At 39.8% G+C, this 19,728-nt stretch carries 20 protein-coding genes; 10 read left to right on the top strand and 10 right to left on the bottom strand.

Going from position 1 to position 19,728, the window contains the following annotated elements; translation table 11 throughout:
• Nucleotides 1-48 precede the first annotated feature (48 nt).
• From dxs to DK866_RS05245, 10 genes are all read left to right on the top strand, one after another.
• Nucleotides 49-1,914, top strand: a complete 1,866-nt coding sequence (dxs, locus tag DK866_RS05195; protein WP_109407997.1) for a 1-deoxy-D-xylulose-5-phosphate synthase — start codon at nucleotides 49-51, stop codon at nucleotides 1,912-1,914.
• Nucleotides 1,915-2,461: 547 nt separating this feature from the next.
• Nucleotides 2,462-2,881 (top strand): D-ribose pyranase, encoded by a 420-nt coding sequence (rbsD, locus tag DK866_RS05205; RefSeq protein WP_109407999.1) that lies wholly within the window; start codon nucleotides 2,462-2,464, stop codon nucleotides 2,879-2,881.
• Nucleotides 2,882-2,888: 7 nt separating this feature from the next.
• Nucleotides 2,889-4,397: a ribose ABC transporter ATP-binding protein RbsA gene (rbsA, locus tag DK866_RS05210; protein ID WP_109408000.1), complete on the top strand. Its 1,509-nt coding sequence runs from the start codon at nucleotides 2,889-2,891 to the stop codon at nucleotides 4,395-4,397.
• Between the two features lies 1 nt (nucleotide 4,398).
• Nucleotides 4,399-5,364 (top strand): ribose ABC transporter permease, encoded by a 966-nt coding sequence (gene rbsC, locus DK866_RS05215; RefSeq protein WP_109408001.1) that lies wholly within the window; start codon nucleotides 4,399-4,401, stop codon nucleotides 5,362-5,364.
• A 42-nt stretch (nucleotides 5,365-5,406) separates the two neighbouring features.
• Nucleotides 5,407-6,297, top strand: a complete 891-nt coding sequence (rbsB, locus tag DK866_RS05220) for a ribose ABC transporter substrate-binding protein RbsB (protein ID WP_109408002.1) — start codon at nucleotides 5,407-5,409, stop codon at nucleotides 6,295-6,297.
• Nucleotides 6,298-6,372: 75 nt separating this feature from the next.
• Nucleotides 6,373-7,299, top strand: coding sequence for a ribokinase (gene rbsK, locus DK866_RS05225; RefSeq protein WP_109408003.1), 927 nt, complete (start codon nucleotides 6,373-6,375; stop codon nucleotides 7,297-7,299).
• A 4-nt stretch (nucleotides 7,300-7,303) separates the two neighbouring features.
• Nucleotides 7,304-8,311, top strand: a complete 1,008-nt coding sequence (rbsR, locus tag DK866_RS05230) for a ribose operon transcriptional repressor RbsR (protein WP_167395472.1) — start codon at nucleotides 7,304-7,306, stop codon at nucleotides 8,309-8,311.
• A 118-nt stretch (nucleotides 8,312-8,429) separates the two neighbouring features.
• Entirely contained in the window at nucleotides 8,430-8,672 is a 243-nt protein-coding gene (vapB, locus tag DK866_RS05235; RefSeq protein WP_109408005.1) for a type II toxin-antitoxin system VapB family antitoxin, read from the top strand.
• Nucleotides 8,665-9,069, top strand: coding sequence for a type II toxin-antitoxin system tRNA(fMet)-specific endonuclease VapC (gene vapC, locus DK866_RS05240; protein WP_109408006.1), 405 nt, complete (start codon nucleotides 8,665-8,667; stop codon nucleotides 9,067-9,069). Before vapB ends, vapC begins: the two co-directional genes overlap by 8 nt.
• A gap of 439 nt (nucleotides 9,070-9,508) precedes the next feature.
• The gene (locus DK866_RS05245) at nucleotides 9,509-9,844 is read left to right on the top strand and encodes a zinc ribbon domain-containing protein YjdM (protein ID WP_109408007.1); all 336 of its coding nucleotides are present in this window, start codon (nucleotides 9,509-9,511) and stop codon (nucleotides 9,842-9,844) included.
• A gap of 94 nt (nucleotides 9,845-9,938) precedes the next feature.
• Here DK866_RS05245 and thiL read toward each other — a convergent pair whose 3' ends face one another.
• The 10 genes from thiL to queA all read right to left on the bottom strand — a co-directional run bounded on the left by thiL (nucleotide 9,939) and on the right by queA (nucleotide 19,624).
• Complete coding sequence (gene thiL / locus DK866_RS05250; protein WP_109408008.1) at nucleotides 9,939-10,922, bottom strand: thiamine-phosphate kinase; 984 nt, start codon at nucleotides 10,920-10,922, stop codon at nucleotides 9,939-9,941.
• A 103-nt stretch (nucleotides 10,923-11,025) separates the two neighbouring features.
• On the bottom strand, nucleotides 11,026-11,442 hold the full coding sequence (nusB, locus tag DK866_RS05255; RefSeq protein WP_109408009.1) for a transcription antitermination factor NusB: 417 nt from the start codon (nucleotides 11,440-11,442) through the stop codon (nucleotides 11,026-11,028).
• 28 nt (nucleotides 11,443-11,470) lie between these two features.
• Nucleotides 11,471-11,941 (bottom strand): 6,7-dimethyl-8-ribityllumazine synthase, encoded by a 471-nt coding sequence (gene ribH, locus DK866_RS05260; RefSeq protein WP_036932916.1) that lies wholly within the window; start codon nucleotides 11,939-11,941, stop codon nucleotides 11,471-11,473.
• A 212-nt stretch (nucleotides 11,942-12,153) separates the two neighbouring features.
• Nucleotides 12,154-13,308 (bottom strand): bifunctional diaminohydroxyphosphoribosylaminopyrimidine deaminase/5-amino-6-(5-phosphoribosylamino)uracil reductase RibD, encoded by a 1,155-nt coding sequence (gene ribD / locus DK866_RS05265; protein WP_167395473.1) that lies wholly within the window; start codon nucleotides 13,306-13,308, stop codon nucleotides 12,154-12,156.
• A gap of 70 nt (nucleotides 13,309-13,378) precedes the next feature.
• Nucleotides 13,379-13,828, bottom strand: a complete 450-nt coding sequence (nrdR, locus tag DK866_RS05270) for a transcriptional regulator NrdR (RefSeq protein ID WP_006535128.1) — start codon at nucleotides 13,826-13,828, stop codon at nucleotides 13,379-13,381.
• A gap of 116 nt (nucleotides 13,829-13,944) precedes the next feature.
• On the bottom strand, nucleotides 13,945-14,913 hold the full coding sequence (secF, locus tag DK866_RS05275) for a protein translocase subunit SecF (protein ID WP_099074192.1): 969 nt from the start codon (nucleotides 14,911-14,913) through the stop codon (nucleotides 13,945-13,947).
• A 10-nt stretch (nucleotides 14,914-14,923) separates the two neighbouring features.
• Nucleotides 14,924-16,771 carry a protein translocase subunit SecD gene (gene secD, locus DK866_RS05280; protein WP_075672033.1) on the bottom strand — a complete coding sequence of 616 codons (1,848 nt, stop codon included), beginning with the start codon at nucleotides 16,769-16,771 and terminating at the stop codon, nucleotides 14,924-14,926.
• 32 nt (nucleotides 16,772-16,803) lie between these two features.
• A complete protein-coding gene (yajC, locus tag DK866_RS05285) occupies nucleotides 16,804-17,139 on the bottom strand; it encodes a preprotein translocase subunit YajC (protein ID WP_006535133.1) in 336 nt (111 codons plus the stop codon).
• 85 nt (nucleotides 17,140-17,224) lie between these two features.
• On the bottom strand, nucleotides 17,225-18,367 hold the full coding sequence (gene tgt / locus DK866_RS05290) for a tRNA guanosine(34) transglycosylase Tgt (protein ID WP_109408011.1): 1,143 nt from the start codon (nucleotides 18,365-18,367) through the stop codon (nucleotides 17,225-17,227).
• Nucleotides 18,368-18,550: 183 nt separating this feature from the next.
• Nucleotides 18,551-19,624, bottom strand: coding sequence for a tRNA preQ1(34) S-adenosylmethionine ribosyltransferase-isomerase QueA (queA, locus tag DK866_RS05295; protein WP_109408012.1), 1,074 nt, complete (start codon nucleotides 19,622-19,624; stop codon nucleotides 18,551-18,553).
• Between the last annotated feature and the right edge of the window lie 104 nt (nucleotides 19,625-19,728).

Raw genomic sequence — 19,728 nt, forward strand, 5'->3', positions numbered from 1 at the left:
GCTTACCTGTTCTTTCCCTATTACAAGTGATTAATTAATAGGCATCACATGAGCATTGATATCGAAAAATATCCCACATTGGCGTTGGTTGAAACACCAGAAGATTTGCGCCTATTACCAAAAGAGAGTTTACCTAAACTCTGTGATGAGCTAAGGCTATTTCTTCTTAACAGTGTCAGCCGCTCAAGTGGTCACTTCGCCTCAGGTTTAGGTGCTATTGAGTTAACGGTTGCTCTCCATTACGTCTATAAAACCCCTTTTGACAACCTTATATGGGATGTGGGGCATCAAGCCTATCCCCATAAAATCTTAACAGGTCGCCGTGACCGTATTGATACAATTCGCCAAAAAAATGGATTACATCCCTTCCCTTGGCGTGAAGAGAGCGAATACGACAAACTTTGTGTCGGTCACTCTTCAACCTCTATCAGTGCAGGTTTAGGTATGGCTGTTGCCGCTGAACAAGAAAAACTGAATAGAAAAACAGTTTGTGTCATTGGTGATGGTGCAATTACTGCGGGTATGGCTTTTGAAGCAATGAACCACGCAGGTGATATTGAACCAGATATGCTCGTTGTTCTTAATGATAACGAGATGTCGATTTCAGAAAACGTTGGTGCGTTGAATAATCATCTTGCACAATTGTTATCTGGCAAACTGTATACCACTTTGCGTGAAGGTGGAAAAAAAGTCTTTTCTGGTATTCCACCAATTAAAGAATTACTGAAAAAGACCGAAGAACATATCAAAGGCATGGTCGTTCCTGGCACCATGTTTGAAGAGTTAGGATTTAACTATATTGGTCCTGTTGATGGTCATGATGTTATTGCGTTAGTACAGACTCTCGCTAATATGCGTGATCTAAAAGGTCCTCAACTTCTGCATATTATGACCAAAAAAGGTCGTGGATATGCCCCTGCTGAACGTGATCCTATTAGCTGGCACGCTGTACCTAAATTTGATCCACAAGCAGGTACATTACCTAAAAGCCCTAATGCACGACCTACCTTTTCCAAAATTTTTGGTGACTGGTTATGTGAAGAAGCCTCAACCGATCCAAAATTAATGGCAATTACTCCAGCTATGCGTGAAGGCTCGGGTATGGTGCGCTTCTCAAAAGAATATCCATCACAATACTTTGATGTTGCTATTGCAGAACAACACGCTGTTACCTTTGCAGCAGGTTTAGCCATTGGTGGCTATAAGCCGATTGTTGCTATTTACTCAACATTCTTACAACGCGCTTATGACCAAGTGATCCACGATATTGCCATTCAAAAACTGCCTGTTTTATTTGCTATTGATCGTGGTGGTATTGTGGGAGCAGATGGTCAAACTCACCAAGGTGCTTTTGATCTCTCATTCTTACGCTGTATTCCTAATATGGTCATTATGGCGCCAAGCGACGAAAATGAGTGTCGCCAAATGCTTCATACAGGTTATCACTATCAAGATGGCCCTGTTGCAGTACGTTATCCAAGAGGCTCTAGTATTGGTGCGCAATTGCAACCACTTGATCCACTGCCTATGGGTAAAGGTATTATTCGTCGTCAAGGCAAAGGTATTGCTATTCTAAACTTTGGTACATTACTACCAGAAGCATTAGAAGTCGCTGAAAAACTTGATGCAACGGTAGCCGATATGCGTTTTATCAAGCCTCTTGATAAATCACTTATCCTTTCTCTGGCTGAACAGCATGATATGTTGGTAACACTAGAAGAAAATGCCATTATGGGTGGCGCTGGCAGTGGTGTTAATGAATTACTCATGCAAGAGCGTTGCTTAGTACCTGTTTTAAATCTAGGCATTCCTGATTTGTTTGTACCACAAGGTGGACAAGAAGAGATCCGAGCAGATTTAGGACTTGATGCTGTTGGTATTGAGAAATCTATTACGGATTATCAAGCTAAATAACGTCTTAAATGCCCGTTTTAAACGGGCATTTTTCTATGCTAATTACTTACCAAAACGACTATTAAATCTTTGATTACTAATTCTTCTATTCATTTTTGAATTACAATTCGGGCATAAGTGTTGTTTTTTACCATCGATAGTCCATGTGTAATATTTCCTTTTAAAACTAAGGTTACAAACATCACAATGGCTAGGTTTAAAAATAGCGGACACCAAAGCAAAAAAAATAATAATACCAATTATCCATCCCATACAGCCCCCTTGCATAAGGAAAACTTAATAATAAATTAAACCTAGTACTATTATTACTCAAACTCCTCTATGTAATATGTCGTCTATAACTCATATTTTATGAAAATCACTGCAAATAAAACATTCTCTTATTGAATCCATTCAGCGCTAATTTATTCAGTTAGTTAGATTTTTCTTTCTTTTTGCTTGTCAACGAAACGTTTCGATCACGCTCACAATCTGAATAAATCAAACTTGTTTTCCCCCTTTTCTTTTCTACTATATAAACAGCGAAACGTTTCGCTGAGGAGGAAATATGAAAAAAGGCGTATTACTAAATAGTCCTATTTCGAGCGTAATTTCACGTTTAGGACACACTGACAAAATCACTATTGCAGATGCCGGATTACCCATTCCCTCTTCTGTTGAACGTATTGATCTCGCTCTAACACAGGGTATTCCTGACTTTATGTCAGTATTGCAAACAATCACTCATGAAATGCAAGTTGAAGCAGTGATGCTGGCGGAAGAAATTAAGACCATTAATCCCCTCCTTTTTAATGAGATAGTCTCTTACCTCTATTTATTAGAGCAAGAACAGAAGAAACCCATTCAAATAATGTATGTTTCACATGAAGCATTCAAAAAACAACTTACTGAAAATAAAGCTGTTATTAGAACAGGTGAATGTACACCTTATGCCAATATTGTGTTGTTTTCTGGTGTGACTTTCTGAGGACAATATGAAACCTTTACTCGAACTTAAAGATATTGATAAGTCATTCCCTGGTGTAAAAGCACTATCAGGCGCTACATTGCGCATTTATCCCGGCCGAGTGATGGCCTTAGTGGGTGAAAATGGTGCTGGCAAATCAACACTAATGAAAGTACTTACTGGCATTTATAAAAAAGATGCTGGCGAGGTAATTTATCAAGGTGAAAGTTGTGCTTTTAATGGCCCAAAATCTTCTCAAGAAGCCGGGATAGGTATTATTCACCAAGAGCTTAACCTTATTCCTGAATTAACCATTGCAGAGAATATTTTCTTGGGTCGTGAGTTTACCCGTGCTTTTGGGGCTATCGATTGGAAGAAAATGTATGCTGAGGCTGATAAGTTGTTAGCCCGATTAAACCTTGCTTATAGCAGTCACCGTTTAGTGTCTGAATTATCGATTGGTGATCAGCAAATGGTTGAAATCGCTAAGGTACTTAGTTTTGGTTCCAAAGTCATTATTATGGATGAACCTACTGATGCATTAACCGATACAGAAACTGAATCTCTGTTTAGTGTTATTCGAGAACTAAGAGATCAAGGTTGTGGCATTGTTTATATCTCACATCGCTTAAAAGAAATCTTTGAGATTTGCGATGACGTGACCGTACTTCGAGATGGTCAGTTTATTGGTGAAAAACCCGTTAACACATTACAAGAAGATACGCTCATTGAAATGATGGTTGGCCGTAAGTTAGAAGACCAATATCCTCGTATCAACATCCCCCAAGGCAAAACCAAACTCAATGTCATTAACCTCAGTGGTGAAGATGTTCACGATGTCAGTTTCTCATTACATGAAAGTGAAATTCTCGGTATTTCAGGTTTAATGGGTGCTGGTCGTACAGAATTAATGAAAATTATCTACGGCGCATTACCCAAAACCAACGGCACCGTAGAGCTAGATGGCAAACCCTGCCAAATCAAAAAGCCGGTTGAAGGATTGGAACACGGCATTGTTTATATTTCTGAAGACAGAAAACGAGATGGCTTAGTGCTAGGTATGTCAGTGAAAGAAAATATGTCACTGACCGCACTTCGTTATTTTAGCCGTGGCATGGGAGTACTCAATCATAAAGAAGAGCAACTCACTGTCGGTGATTTTATTAAATTATTCAATATAAAAACCCCTTCAATGGATCAAACAATTGGCTTTTTATCAGGGGGAAATCAACAAAAAGTGGCTATCGCAAGAGGCCTGATGACTCGCCCTAAAGTGCTTATTCTTGATGAACCCACTCGTGGTGTAGACGTTGGTGCTAAAAAAGAAATTTATCAGCTAATTAATAAATTTAAACAAGAAGGATTAAGCATCATATTAATTTCTTCTGAAATGCCTGAGGTAATGGGAATGAGTGATCGTATTTTGGTGATGCATGAAGGTCGTATTAGCGGTGAGTTTTCAGCTCACAATGTCACACAAGAAATGCTAATGGCAGCCGCTGTTGGTAAACAATATGACGCTAAGGTAGGAGTTTGATATGAGCACGAATTCAATTCCAGCGTCAAAACGTTGGTTTTCAAAAGCATGGCTCTTAGAGCAAAAATCACTGATAGCATTACTACTTCTGATTGTTGTCGTTTCCACACTCAGCCCTAATTTCTTTACCTTAAACAATATATTCAACATTCTTCAGCAAACATCGGTTAACGCCATTATGGCGGTTGGCATGACGCTGGTCATTTTAACCTCTGGTATCGACTTATCTGTTGGTTCATTGCTTGCATTAACCGGTGCTGTTGCTGCTTCTATGGTTGGCGCTGATATTAATGCCCTTGTTGCGGTTGTAGGTGCATTAGCACTTGGTGCAGCTATTGGTGGTGTAACAGGGATTATCGTGGCAAAAGGTAAAGTTCAAGCCTTTATTGCTACATTAGTCATGATGTTATTACTGCGCGGTGTTACCCGTGTTTATACCGACGGCAGCCCAATTAATACTGGATTTAGCGATAATGCCGATCTCTTTAGCTGGTTTGGTATTGGTCGTCCATTTGGGGTCCCAACTCCAATCTGGCTCATGATGATTGTCTTTTTAAGTGCATGGTATTTATTACATCACACCCGTTTAGGTCGTTATATTTATGCGCTTGGGGGAAATGAATCAGCAACACGTTTATCTGGTATTAGCGTCGATAAAATAAAAATTATTGTTTATGCACTGTGTGGTTTGTTAGCTGCCCTTGCTAGCGTAATTGAAGTTGCTCGCCTTTCATCAGCACAACCGATGGCTGGTAATGGTTATGAGTTAGATGCCATTGCTGCGGTTGTTCTGGGTGGTACCAGCCTTGCGGGTGGTAAGGGCCGTATTATCGGTACGTTAATTGGTGCACTTATTCTAGGCTTCTTAAATAATGCACTGAATTTATTAGGAATATCGTCAAACTATCAAATGATAGTAAAAGCGGTGGTCATCTTACTTGCTGTTTTGGTAGATAACAAAAAATAACTCTCTATTCTCTTAATCCGAACCCCGACAGGAACTTATATTATGAAACTCAAAAAAATGGCGACACTTCTTTCTGTTGTTGCGTTAAGTGCCACAATCAGCGCTAACGCGTTTGCAAAAGAATCTATCGCACTTGTTATCTCTACACTCAATAATCCATTCTTTGTCACCATGAAAGACAGTGCACAGAAAGAAGCAAATCGTTTAGGTTACGATTTAGTTGTGCTGGACTCGATGGATAACCCAGCTAAAGAGCTTGCTAACGTGCAAGATTTAACCGTAAAAGGCACACGCTTAATGCTTATTAACCCAACAGACTCAGATGCTGTAGGTAATGCGGTTATTTTAGCGAATAAAGCTAAGATCCCAGTTATCACCTTAGATCGTGTTGCAAACAAAGGTGAAGTTGTCAGCCATGTTGCTTCTGATAACCGCCTTGGCGGTAAAATGGCGGGTGACTATATTGCCGAAAAAGTGGCCAATGATGCCAAAGTTATTCAACTAGAAGGGATCACTGGAACCTCTGCATCTCGTGAACGTGGTGAAGGTTTTAAACAAGCGGTTGATGCTCACAAACTGAATGTACTTGCCAGCCAACCTGCTGATTTTGACCGCACAAAAGGTCTTAACGTGATGCAAAACCTATTAACTGCTTATCCTGCTGTCCAAGCTGTTTTTGCACAAAATGATGAAATGGCATTAGGTGCATTACGTGCATTACAAACTGCCGGTCGTAGTGATGTATTAGTGATTGGTTTCGATGGCACAGATGATGGGATCAAAGCGGTAAACCGTGGCATGTTAGGCGCAACCATTGCTCAACGCCCAGACCAAATTGGTATTATCGGTATTCAAACCGCAGATAAAATTCTCAAAGGCGAAAAAGTGGATGCAACAATCCCAGTCGAACTTGAGTTAGTTATTAAAAAATAACAACAAATGCCACGGAGTGATGTTGCTCCGTGGTGGCTTTGATCATTAAAACACGTTTTCACAAGGATAAAGGCTATGACAACACCTCGCCTTGCTGTTCTAGGTAGCATTAATGTTGATCACATTATGAATATTTCACAATTTCCAAAACCAGGTGAAACCATTATTGGTCATCAATATAAAATAGCCTTTGGTGGCAAAGGTGCAAACCAAGCTGTTGCTTGTGGTCGCAGTGGCGCCGATATTACCTTTATTGCTTGTGTCGGTGATGATGCGATTGGCAGTGAGATAATCTCACAACTTAAAACAGATAATATTCATATTGATGCAATTAGTATTATTCCGCAAACACCAACAGGTGTTGCGATGATCCTTGTTAATGAGCAAGGTGAAAACGTAATTAGCATCATTGCAGGTGCTAACGGCGCACTAACACCTATACATCTTGAGCAATATCATCATGTTATTGAACACGCTGATGCCTTATTAATGCAGTTAGAATCACCGTTAGATACCGTATTTGAAGCAGCTAAACTGGCAAAGTCACATCATACAAAAGTTATTTTAAACCCAGCTCCAGCTCAACCTTTATCTGATGAATTTCTGAGTTTTATTGATGTTATCACCCCAAATGAGACAGAAGCCGAAATATTAACCGGCGTTTCTGTGCATGATGAAGCGGGTGCTACAAAAGCAGCCGATATTTTACATCGTAAAGGTATCAAACAAGTGCTTATCACTTTAGGTAGCCGTGGTGTATGGTTTAGTGAGCAAGGAAAAGGGATGATAATTCCTGGATTTCGTGTCGATGCTGTTGATACCATTGCCGCAGGTGATACATTTAACGGTGCATTTGTCACAGCAATATTAGAAGGCAAACCTTCTGTTGAGGCTATTCGTTTTGCCCATGCAGCGGCTGCCATTGCAGTTACACGTCATGGTGCGCAATCTTCAGTCCCTTGGCGTCATGAAATCGAATCATTTTTAGCAGAGCGAGCATAGTACTTTGGCAACAATGAAAGATGTCGCCCGTTTAGCGGGCGTTTCAACATCAACTGTTTCTCACGTTATCAATAACAATCGCTATGTTAGCGAAGGTATTCGTAAAAAGGTTAACGATGCTATCGAAACCTTAAATTACGCACCTTCAGCTTTAGCGCGCAGTTTAAAAATGAACTGTACTCACACCATAGGTATGTTAGTAACAGCAAGTAGCAACCCTTTTTATGCCGAGGTTGTGCGGGGTGTTGAACGCAGTTGTTATGAAAAAGGCTATAGTTTGATTCTATGTAATACCGAAGGTGATTATGAACGCATGGATAGTAGCCTTGAAACCTTGCTACAAAAGCGTGTTGATGGCCTATTGTTGATGTGTACGGAAGCCAGAGCGCCCTCTCATGAAGTGCTAAATCGTTATCCTCGTTTGCCTATGGTCATGATGGATTGGTCCCCATTTGAATATGGGGGAGATATTATTCAAGATAACTCCCTGCTTGGGGGAGAAATTGCTACCAATTATCTGATTGAAAAAGGCTTTACTGAAATTGCCTGTATTGCAGGTCCACAAGATAAACTCCCAGCAAAACATCGTTTGCAAGGCTATTACAATGCGATGCAAAAAGCAGGACTCGCTATTCGAGAAGAGTTTGTTTTAACCAGTGATTTTGAATTTGCTGGTGGATTTAGCGCAATGCAAAAATTACTCTCACATTCTGTCTTACCACAAGCGGTTTTTACCTGTAATGACGCAATGGCAGTTGGTGCTTATCAAGCTATTTATCAAAAAGGTTTGCGTATACCTGATGATATCTCAGTGATGGGCTATGATGATATAGATCTAGCCTCTTATATGATCCCTCCTCTTTCTACTATCCACCAACCCAAAGATGAATTGGGTAAACTTGCTGTCAGCCAATTATTACATCGTATGGAAAATATCGATGCTGATGACAATGTTTTGGTTCTTACACCCAAACTTATAGAGCGTGGCTCGGTAATAGAAAACAAAAAATAATCTATTAACATTAATGAGTTAAAACTTTTAGTATAGATTTCATACAACTCATTTGGTATCCTTTCTAAACTGCTATATACTTATGCTATATAGCAGTTATTGAAAGGAGGCTATCATTATGATCCAGCATGGCAAAGTATTTATGAGCAATAGAACACAAAATGTTCGTTTACCTGCTGATACTCGTTTTCCTGATGATGTAAAAGACGTTGTGGTTCGTGTAAAAGGAAAAGAGAGAATTATTACACCGATACAGAATGCATGGGATAGCTTTTTCTTATCTGAAAAGTCTGTAACAGATGATTTTTTATCTGAAAGACCAGATCAAGCTACAAGCAAAAGAGAATCCTTTGATGATTAAATATCTGCTAGATACGAATATTGTTATATTTACAATTAAACGTAGACCTGAATTTCTGTTACCAAAATTTAATCAGTATGTTGAACAGCTAGCTATTTCAACAATAACACTTGCTGAACTACTATATGGTGCTGAAAAAAGCTCAAATTCAGCAAAAAATTTAGCTACTGTTAATGATTTCGTTTCTAGACTAAATGTTTTACCTTATGACGAACTTGCAGCCTTTCACTATGGTGATATAAGAGCAACACTCGAAAAACAAGGTAAACGCATTGGTGATAATGACTTGCATATAGCAGCACATGCCAGAAGCAAAGGATTAATCGTCGTTACAAATAATACCAGAGAGTTTGAGAGAGTTGATGGTTTAAGGATTGAAGATTGGACTCATCATTAACTCAAATACCAAACTTATAGAGCGTGGCTCGGTGAGTTATTTTGTAAAATAATAACAAGAAGATTAACACTATTAATAATAATGCTCTCTTTTAAGATGAGGGCATTTATTTTTAGTTATATTTGTTAAATAATCACTTAGATATCATAAACTTAAGAAATATTTAAAACTACTTTTATTTATATTTATTTTCTATTTAACTCTCTATATCTAACCTACTTTTTCTCACTCCTCACGCCATAACCTATGAAAGGTGCAAATTTCCATCAAATCCATTATACTATCGCCCTTTCGCATTATCTGATGCCAGATCATTTAGGGCATTACTTTAAATTTTTCATGCTTAAACGATAATGTGTCCTTTAATTTATGGGGCAAGTGTTATCCTCATTTTGACGATTAATCACTTCCCATTTTGATAAAATTTGAGAGTATTATTATGTCATTACCTTCTTGTCCTAAGTGCAATTCAGAATACACCTATGAAGATGGTGCAATGTATGTTTGCCCTGAATGTGCGCACGAGTGGAACGATGCTGAACCTGTCGTTGATACCGATGAGCTAATCGTTAAAGATGCTAACGGCAATTTATTAACTGATGGTGATTCAGTAACCGTGATTAAAGATCTAAAAGTTAAAGGTAGCTCAACCATGCTAAAAATCGGTACTAAAGTAAAAGGTATCCGTTTAGTGGAAGGCGACCATAATATTGATTGTAAAATTGATGGCTTTGGGCCAATGAAGTTGAAATCTGAATTTGTGAAAAAGAACTAAAATAAGAGATTATTAATAATCTTTTTAAATATAAATTTAGATATTATCAAGATCACCAAAGGCGCTAATAAAGCGCCTTTTGATTAAAGTAAGGTTACTCGTTAGCATCACTAAAGTGATCAAACCCTTTAAGATTAGGGTGTACATCTTTACCATCACGTAAGTAACGTATCCCTTCGGCAATCGGCATAATTTGCCCAATACAATGAAAATCGGCTCCAGTATGTGCTAATGCAATCTCTAGCGCACCACGGTTGATTTCAGGTACCGTAAAGCATAATTCGTAATCTTCACCACCACTTAATGCCCAAATCTCCGCTTGTTCTTCGCTTACTTCCGCTTTCATCGCTGGTGAGTAAGGTAATGCGTCTAAATTTAAGCGCGCACCACAACCACTTGCCGTAAGAATATGGTTCAAATCAGAAATAAGTCCATCAGAAATATCAATCGCAGATGTTGCTAAATGGCGCAATGCTTGGCCTTGTAATAAACGAGGCTGAGGACGCAAATGCCTTGCGACAAAATAATCGCTATGTTCTTTTTCTGCTGGTTGTAATCTATTTTGTAGGACGGCAAGCCCTGCTGCACTATCACCTAAAAATCCAGTAACGTAAATCCAATCACCTATTTTAGCACCTGAACGTAATAATGCCGTTCCTTGAGGAACTAGTCCTTGTATTGTGATTGTTAAACTTAAAGGTCCACGAGTCGTATCACCGCCAATTAACTGGATTGCATAATAATCTGCTAATGCAAAGAAAGAACGACTAAAAGCCTCAAGCCATTCACTGTTTGTATCAGGTAATGTTAATGCCAGAGATGCCCAAGAGGGATCAGCGCCCACAGCGGCTAAATCACTAATATTTACAGCCAGCGCTTTATAGGCTAAGTCTTCAGGTGAGATAGAAGGAAGGAAGTGAATGCCACTGACTAAAGTATCGGTACTAATCGCAACTTGCTGCTTTTCGGGTACTGTCAATATTGCGCAGTCATCACCAATACCTGTACTTACGTCTTTTCGTTTTACAGGCTGTGACGTGAAATATTGTTTGATAAGGGAGAATTCACCACAAGGCATTATCAATTTCCTATTTAGCTGTGCCTACTAAACTCGTTTTATTAAACAAAAGGCCGGAAATACCGGCCTTGAATTATTTACCATAGAGGAAACGTGAAAAACGTTATTTTTTACGTCGTACTATTGGTGCTGCTTTATCAAGCACGCCATTAACAAACTTATGGCTATCGTCAGCACCAAATACCTTAGCCAGTTCAATCGCTTCGTTAATCGCAACTTTGTAAGGAACATCTTCGCGGAAGCTGAGTTCAAACATTGCTAAACGTAAAATTGCTTTTTCAACTTGACCAAGTTCTTCAAGTTGGCGGGATAAATAAGGCTCCATTGCCTTATCTAAACGTGTTGCATTAATGGCAACACCCACTAAAAGCTCACGAAAATAAGCAATATCTACACCTTGGGTATCCTGCTCGGATAAAAACTCCAATTCCACATCCGCGATGTCATTTCCGGATAATTGCCATGAGTAGATAGCCTGAACAGCACACTCACGAGCACGACGACGAGCAGCAGGTTTCACAAAATTCCCCTTTAGTTAAAACAGATGATTAGCCTTTTATGGCTTTAAGTACATTGATCATTTCAAGTGCTGTCATTGCAGCTTCAGCACCTTTGTTGCCCGCTTTGGTTCCAGCGCGTTCAATAGCCTGCTCAATATTTTCAGTGGTTAAAACACCAAAAGTCACAGGGATCTCACTTTGCATTGCAACTTGAGATAAACCAGAGCTACATTCGCCAGCAACGTATTCAAAATGTGCGGTTCCACCACGGATAACAGTACCTAACGCGATAACTGCATCGTATTTGTCGCTTTCAGCTAAAGCTTTAACTGTTAACGGTAGCTCGTAAGCACCAGGAACCCAAACGACGGTAATATTTTCAGAGGAAACTTGTCCAATACGTTCTAATGCATCAACCGCACCTTCTAATAAGCTGTCGTTGATGAAATTATTAAAACGGGCAATTGCAATTGCTACGCGTGCGTTTGGCGCCGCGACAACACCTTTGATTACGTTCATAGGTTACCTTTTTCTCCTATCCGCGGGGCGCGGATTTTATCATATTCTTTCCCTTACTGCGCTCTGTTTTATTATTACACAGCAAAGGAGCCAAAAACCCTTGATAAATCAAGGCATTTAGTTGGCTGATAACGATGTCGTAACGACAGGAAATAACACACACGGCGCTATTTTACTACAAATAGCGCCGTAGACACACTTATTTGCGTCTATTAATAACGGGGTTTTAAACAAACTCTGATATCAGAGCCAATCTGTTGAAGAGAATCTACTGTAAATTCAGGTGCTTCGGACAATGATGAAAGGGGAGAAAGTGCAAATAAACCTCGTGCATCATTCCCTAAAATTTTAGGTGCGATATAGATAATAAGTTCATCAACAAGCCCGGCTTCTAATAATGCACCAGCAAAATACGCCCCACTTTCAACCCATACAGTATTGATATTACGTTTACCCAATTGCATCATTAATAAAACTAAATCTACACCACTGTTTTTACCATTCGTTGGTAATAGAATTTCTGAAACATTGCCTTGCCAATCACTTGGCTGTGATTTTGTACGCGCTAACCAGCATTCGCCTTCGATTTGAGTAATTTTATGATTGTCTGTTACTCTATTTTGGCTATCAGTGACAATACGAATAGGTTGGCGTAATGTTTCTTTAGGATAAACAGCTTTGATTTCATCTGAAAGCTCATCCCAACGCACATTCATGGAGGGATCATCTGCTAATACTGTCGCACTAGTAGTCAAGATAGCACTTGCTTGTGCTCTGAAATTTTGTACATCACGGCGGGATGCTTTAGACGTTATCCATTGGCTTTCTCCCGATGCTAATGCTGTTTTACCATCTAAAGACGCGCCAAGTTTTAACTGAACGTAAGGAAAGCCAGTTCTCATTCGTTTGAAAAAACCAACATTTAGTTTTTCAGCTTCTTGCATTAATACGCCATGTGAGACATCAATTCCCGCTGATAGTAATTTGTGCAATCCACGACCTGCAACTTGAGGATTAGGATCTTGCATCGCAGCAACAACTCGTTTTACCCCGGCATTAATCAAAGCATCAGCGCAAGGTGGTGTTTTACCGAAATGGCTACAAGGCTCAAGCGTAACATAAGCTGTTGCCCCTTTTGCTTTATCACCAGCCATTTTCAACGCATTAACTTCTGCATGTGGGCCACCAGCATGATGATGATAACCTTCGCCAACAATGTCTCCTTCTTTAACAATCACACAGCCTACATTCGGATTAGGTGATGTTGTAAAGCGACCTAATGCAGCAAGCTCAATAGCTCGACGCATGTAGTATTCATCGTTCAGGCTTTCATTTTCGTGTTGGTTGTTGCTGTTGTTATTTGTCATAATAATTACATTTAATTTTATTATTTATCGTTATTTTTCAAATAATTAAATAAGGCATAGTATCAATATGTTAATCCTGTAATTTTGCGATTTCTTCACCAAAATCACGGATATCCTCAAAACTACGATAAACAGAAGCAAAGCGAATGTAAGCCACTTTATCGAGTTTTTTTAGTTGTTCCATTACAAAATTGCCAATTTCTTTTGAAGGTATTTCCCTTTCACCTGTTGCTCTTAATTGTGATTTGATATGGCTTATCGCAGCTTCAACATCATCCGAACTAACAGGACGTTTTTCTAATGCTTTAAGCATACCTCGACGAAGTTTCTCTTCATCAAAAGGCTCACGAATTTCATCACTTTTCACAACACGAGGCATCACTAACTCTGCTACTTCAAAGGTAGTAAAACGTTCATGACAAACAAGACATTGGCGACGACGGCGCACTTGTGAACCATCACCAACAAGTCTGGAATCAATTACCTTGGTATCTACGGCTCCACAAAATGGGCAATGCATAGTTATTCCTACTTTTGACAATACTCATAAACAGTGTACCTGTTCAGTGAACAAAAAACACCCTGTCAGTATACACTGGCAGGGTGTTTGCGATGTTTTATCAGAAAAACGCTCTATTATGGTAAGAGTGTTGTCTGATCGGCACCCTCTTTTTCCACTTTCTGTACAATCAGGTGTTCACGTTTCATTCCCATTTTCAGTGCTAATGCAGAAGCCACATAAATGGAAGAAATAGTACCTATTGAAACACCGATTAACATAACTAAAGAGAAGCCTTGAAGCATTGAACCACCAAAGATATACAGCATTAATACAACCAGTAATGTTGTTGCTGATGTCATGATGGTACGGCTTAATGTCTGTGTCAGAGAAACGTTCATAATTTCATATGATGTTCCTCGACGAATTTTACGGAAGTTCTCACGAATACGGTCTGATACAACGATACTATCGTTCAGTGAGTAACCGATAACAGACATCAATGACGCCACAATGGTTAAGTCAACTTCTATGTGGAACAGTGAAAGAACACCCAGTGTTATCACCACGTCATGCGCAAGTGCAATAACAGCACCTAACGCCAAACGCCATTCAAAACGGAATCCAACATAGATAAGAATACAGATAAGTGCGGATAATAACGCCATTGCACCTGTTTGAGCCAATTCGCTTCCCACACTTGGCCCAACAAATTCAATACGTTTTACCACAGCATCGTTATCAACTTTAGCATTGATAACATCGATAACTTTCTTACCTAATTCTTGACCAGCCTGTCCTTCAACAGGAGGCATACGCACCATAATATCGCGGCTGCTACCAAAGTTTTGTAACAGAGGATCTTTAAAGCCCGCTGCATCTAGGCTATCACGCATTTTATCAAGGTCGGCTGGTTGACTGAGATTGATCTCAATTACTGTACCACCTGTAAAATCCAGTCCCCAGTTAAATCCTTTCACGGAAATGATAGCAATTGATGCTATCAAAAGCAGAAACGAAATACTAAAGGCGACGTTGTCCCAACGCATAAAGTCAATGACTCTACGACCATGGTTTAATTGTTCAACAGTATAATCCTGTGCCACAACGTGCTCCTTAAATAGACAGTTTCTTAACGCGTTTACCACCATACAGCAGGTTTACAATCGCACGAGTACCGACGATAGCGGTAAACATGGATGTTGCAACCCCGATTGCAGTTGTGATAGCAAAGCCTTTGATTGAGCCGGTACCGACTGCATAAAGGATCACAGCTGTAATTAATGTGGTTAAGTTCGCATCAATAATACTGGAGAAGGCACCTTTATAACCTTCATGGATTGCTTGTTGTACTGATCGACCATTACGTAACTCTTCTTTGATACGTTCGTTTATCAGTACGTTGGCATCGACGGCGACGGCAAGTGTTAATACGATACCCGCAATACCCGGCATGGTCAGTGTTGCACCCGGTAATAGTGACATTACCCCAACGATTAACACCAAGTTTGCCATTAATGCAGTACTCGCAATCACACCAAATTTACGATAATAAATTATCATAAAGGCAACTGACGCAATCAGACCCCATAAACACGCTTCTAAACCTTGGGTAATATTTTGCAGACCCAAAGTTGGACCAATCGTTCTTTCTTCAACGATTTGAATAGGTGCAATCAACGCACCAGCACGTAATAACAGTGATAATTGACGTGCTTCATTCGCATTTGAAATACCTGTAATACGGAAGCTATTCCCTAAACGACTTTGAATATTCGCAACGTTGATAACTTCTTCACTTTTAACCAATACAGCGCGATCGTTCTCATCACGTTTACCGCTGTCTTTATACTCAACAAAAAGAGTTGCCATCGGTTTACCGACGTTATCTTTTGTAAAGTTAGACATGATAGAACCACCCGCGCTATCAAGTGAAATATTCACTTGAGGTTGACCATATTCATCAGCCTGAGAGGTTGAATCAGTAATGTGGTCACCGGTTAAAATAACGCGTTTATAAAGAATAGTTGGTCTACCTTCACGGGTATATTTCACTTCGGAGTCACCCGGAATACGGCCAGTCTCTAAAGCAGAAGGATCAACGGTAGTATTGACTAAGCGGAATTCTAATGTTGCTGTCGCACCTAAAATTTCTTTAGCACGTGCGGTATCTTGGATACCCGGTAATTCAACAACAATTCGGTCAGCGCCTTGGCGTTGAACTAATGGCTCAGCAACCCCTAACTGGTTAACACGATTACGTAAAATGGTAATGTTTTGCTGTACTGCATAAGTACGCGCATCACGTAAACGTTCATCAGTAAAAATAGCTCTTAATGAGTTATTAGCACCATCTCTAAAAATGAGATCTTGGTTACGACGAGTCAGGTAATCTGAAGCTTTAGAGCGATCATCCGAGTTACGGAAACGGATTTCAACGCCATAGTTATCCGTTTTACGGATAGAAGAATACGGAATGCCTTCATCGCGTAATAATGTACGCAGACTTTCAACATTTTGTTCTTGAAGTTTACCTAGCGCAGTTTCCATATCAACTTCCATTAGGAAGTGAACACCACCACGTAAGTCTAACCCTAGTTTCATCGGTTCACCGCCAATGGCTTCTAGCCATTTAGGTGTTGCCGGTGCAAGGTTAAGCGCAACAATGAACTGGTCGCCTAATGCAGGCAACAACACTTCACGAGCACGTAATTGAATGTCAGGGTTACCGAAACGAGCCAAGATTGCACCATTTTCAAGTGCAATAGATTTCGCTTCAATTTTTTCTTTATCTAATAAAGATCGAACTTGATCCAGTGTTTGCTCATTGGCGGCGGTTCCCCGCGCGCCAGTGATTTGAACAGCCGGATCCTCACCATATAGGTTAGGAAGTGCGTAAAGCAGACCGATGAGGATAGCGGCTATCAACATCAGGTACTTCCACAAAGGATAACGGTTTAGCACGGCAGTTCCCTTTTCCCTTTGGGGAAATGTAATTAAATAGCTTTCATTGTGCCTTTAGGTAATACAGCGGCAACAAAGTCACGTTTGATAGTTACTTCAGTTGTTTCATTCAGAGCAACAACGATATAGCCGTTATCTGAAACCTTAACAACACGACCGATTAAACCACCCGTTGTTAAAACTTCATCACCTTTACCGATAGAATCCATCAGTTTACGATGTTCTTTAGTACGTTTTTGCTGTGGACGTAGGATCATAAAATAGAAAATCAGAATAAAGATCACTAACATCGGTAAAATAGACATAAAGCTAGCTTCAGGTGCTGCTTGTCCAGCAGAAGCTACAGCATCAGAAATGAAAAAACTCATTCACTTTTCCTCATTGTTGTCGATATCGACGATATTCAAGTTATAAGCCCAATATCATACACAGAATTGGGCTTTCTCGTATACATTAATCACACTTACTCGCACTGCCATTTAGCGGTGGTACGGGTTTTCCAATACGTTCGTAGAATTCATGTACAAACTCTTCAAAACGCGAATCTTCAATAGACTGACGAATTTCAGCCATCAAACGCTGATAATAACGCAAGTTGTGGATAGTGTTCAGCCTTGCGCCTAAAATTTCGTTACAACGATCAAGGTGATGTAAATAAGCGCGGCTATAATTTTTACAAGTATAGCAATCACAATGTTCATCTAATGTTGATGTATCTGAACGATGTTTTGCATTACGAATTTTTATCACACCATCAGTTACAAACAGATGACCATTTCGTGCATTTCGTGTCGGCATAACGCAGTCAAACATATCAATACCGCGACGCACACCTTCAACTAAATCTTCTGGTTTACCAACCCCCATTAAATAACGCGGTTTATTCGCAGGAATTTGAGGGCAAACATGCTCTAAAATACGATGCATATCTTCTTTAGGTTCACCGACTGCAAGGCCGCCGACAGCGTAACCGTCAAAACCAATTTCGACTAGCCCTTTTACGGAGATATCACGTAAATCTTCGTAAACACCGCCTTGAATAATACCGAATAATGAATTTTTGTTATTGAGTTCATCAAAGCGTTCACGACTACGTTTAGCCCAACGTAATGACATTTCCATTGAATTTTTTGCGTAATCCCAGTCTGACGGATATGGCGTACATTCATCAAAAATCATCACAATATCAGAACCTAAGTCGTACTGGATTTCCATTGATTTTTCTGGGCTTAAGAAAATCTTTTCACCGTTAATAGGGTTACGAAAGTGAACACCTTCTTCTTTAATTTTACGCATTGCGCCTAAACTAAAGACTTGGAAACCACCTGAATCCGTTAAGATAGGGCCTTGCCATTGCATAAAATCATGTAAATCACCATGTAATTTCATGATTTCTTGACCTGGGCGTAACCATAAGTGGAAGGTATTACCTAAAAGAATTTGCGCGCCTGTCGCTTTAACTTCTTCAGGCGTCATTCCTTTTACAGTACCGTAAGTACCCACTGGCATAAATGCAGGTGTTTCAACAACACCACGTTCAAAAATAAGGCGACCACGACGAGCATTACCGTCGGTTTTATCTAATTCGTATTTCACTCATCCTCCAAGCATCAGAAAAACAGTCCAATGCGCAATAAAAAACAGCACATTCTAATCATTTGTTAGACGGCTGTATATGTTACTTCAACAAAAACCCATGCTTAGTCAAAGGGATTAAGCCATAAAATTGAAATAACACTTCATAAAATGAAGAAAATCGTTAAAAAGAATAATAAATCTTTATTCTTGTCCGACTTTTTCATTGATAGCTAAAGGATTACGCGTAATAAACATCGCATCACCATAGCTGAAAAAACGATACTCTTGCTCAACAGCTTCTTTATAAGCATTCATGGTATTTTTATACCCAGCAAAAGCAGAAACCAGCATGATTAATGTTGATTCTGGTAAATGGAAATTAGTAATCAACGCATCAATAACTTGGTATTGGTAACCAGGATAAATAAAGATTTGAGTATCATCAAAGAAAGGAGCAATTAACGCATCGTTTGTTGCTTTCGCTGCACTTTCTAATGAACGAACAGAAGTTGTGCCTACAGCAATCACACGATTACCGCGCGCTTTACACGCTAATACAGCATCAACCACGTCTTGTGGCACTTCTGCGTATTCAGAATGCATTGTGTGTTCTTCAATATTATCAACACGTACAGGTTGGAAAGTTCCTGCGCCAACATGCAGTGTGACAAATGCCATCTCAACCCCTTTTTCTTTTAAGGCTTGAAGTAATGGTTCATCAAAGTGCAATCCTGCGGTAGGTGCAGCAACGGCACCTGGGCGCTCGTTATAGACCGTTTGATAAAGCTCTTTATCCGATTCTTCATCAGGACGATCAATATAAGGAGGTAAAGGCATATGCCCAATACTATTCAGAATGGTGAGAATATCTCTTTCATCATCAAAGCGAATTTCAAAAAGCGTATCATGACGCGCAACCATAGTTGCTTGTACACTTTCATCCTCGCCTAACACAAGAACTGCACCTTCTTTCGGCGATTTAGAGGCTCTAACATGAGCAAGCACACGATGCTCATCGAGCATACGCTCAACTAACACTTCGATTTTACCGCCTGACGCTTTGCGGCCATAAATACGCGCAGGGATCACGCGAGTATTATTAAAAACCAGCAGATCACCAGCATTTATTTTATCTAACACATCGGTAAAAATACCGTGTGATAAAGCACCAGTCTCACCCTCTAAAGAGAGCAAACGACAACCGCTGCGTTGAGGTTGTGGATAGTGAGCAATCAAGGCTTCTGGCAATTCAAATGTAAAGTCTGATACACGCATAATTAAACGACTACTTTCATAAAAAACAGGCGGACTAGTCTAGTGCTGCCAGCTTATCAGTGCAACAAAGAAGCCCTTTTTTATTCAAAAAGCGCTATGATGAT

Origin of the sequence: Proteus genomosp. 4 str. ATCC 51469 (assembly GCF_003144375.1) — a bacterium.
Lineage (GTDB): Bacteria > Pseudomonadota > Gammaproteobacteria > Enterobacterales > Enterobacteriaceae > Proteus.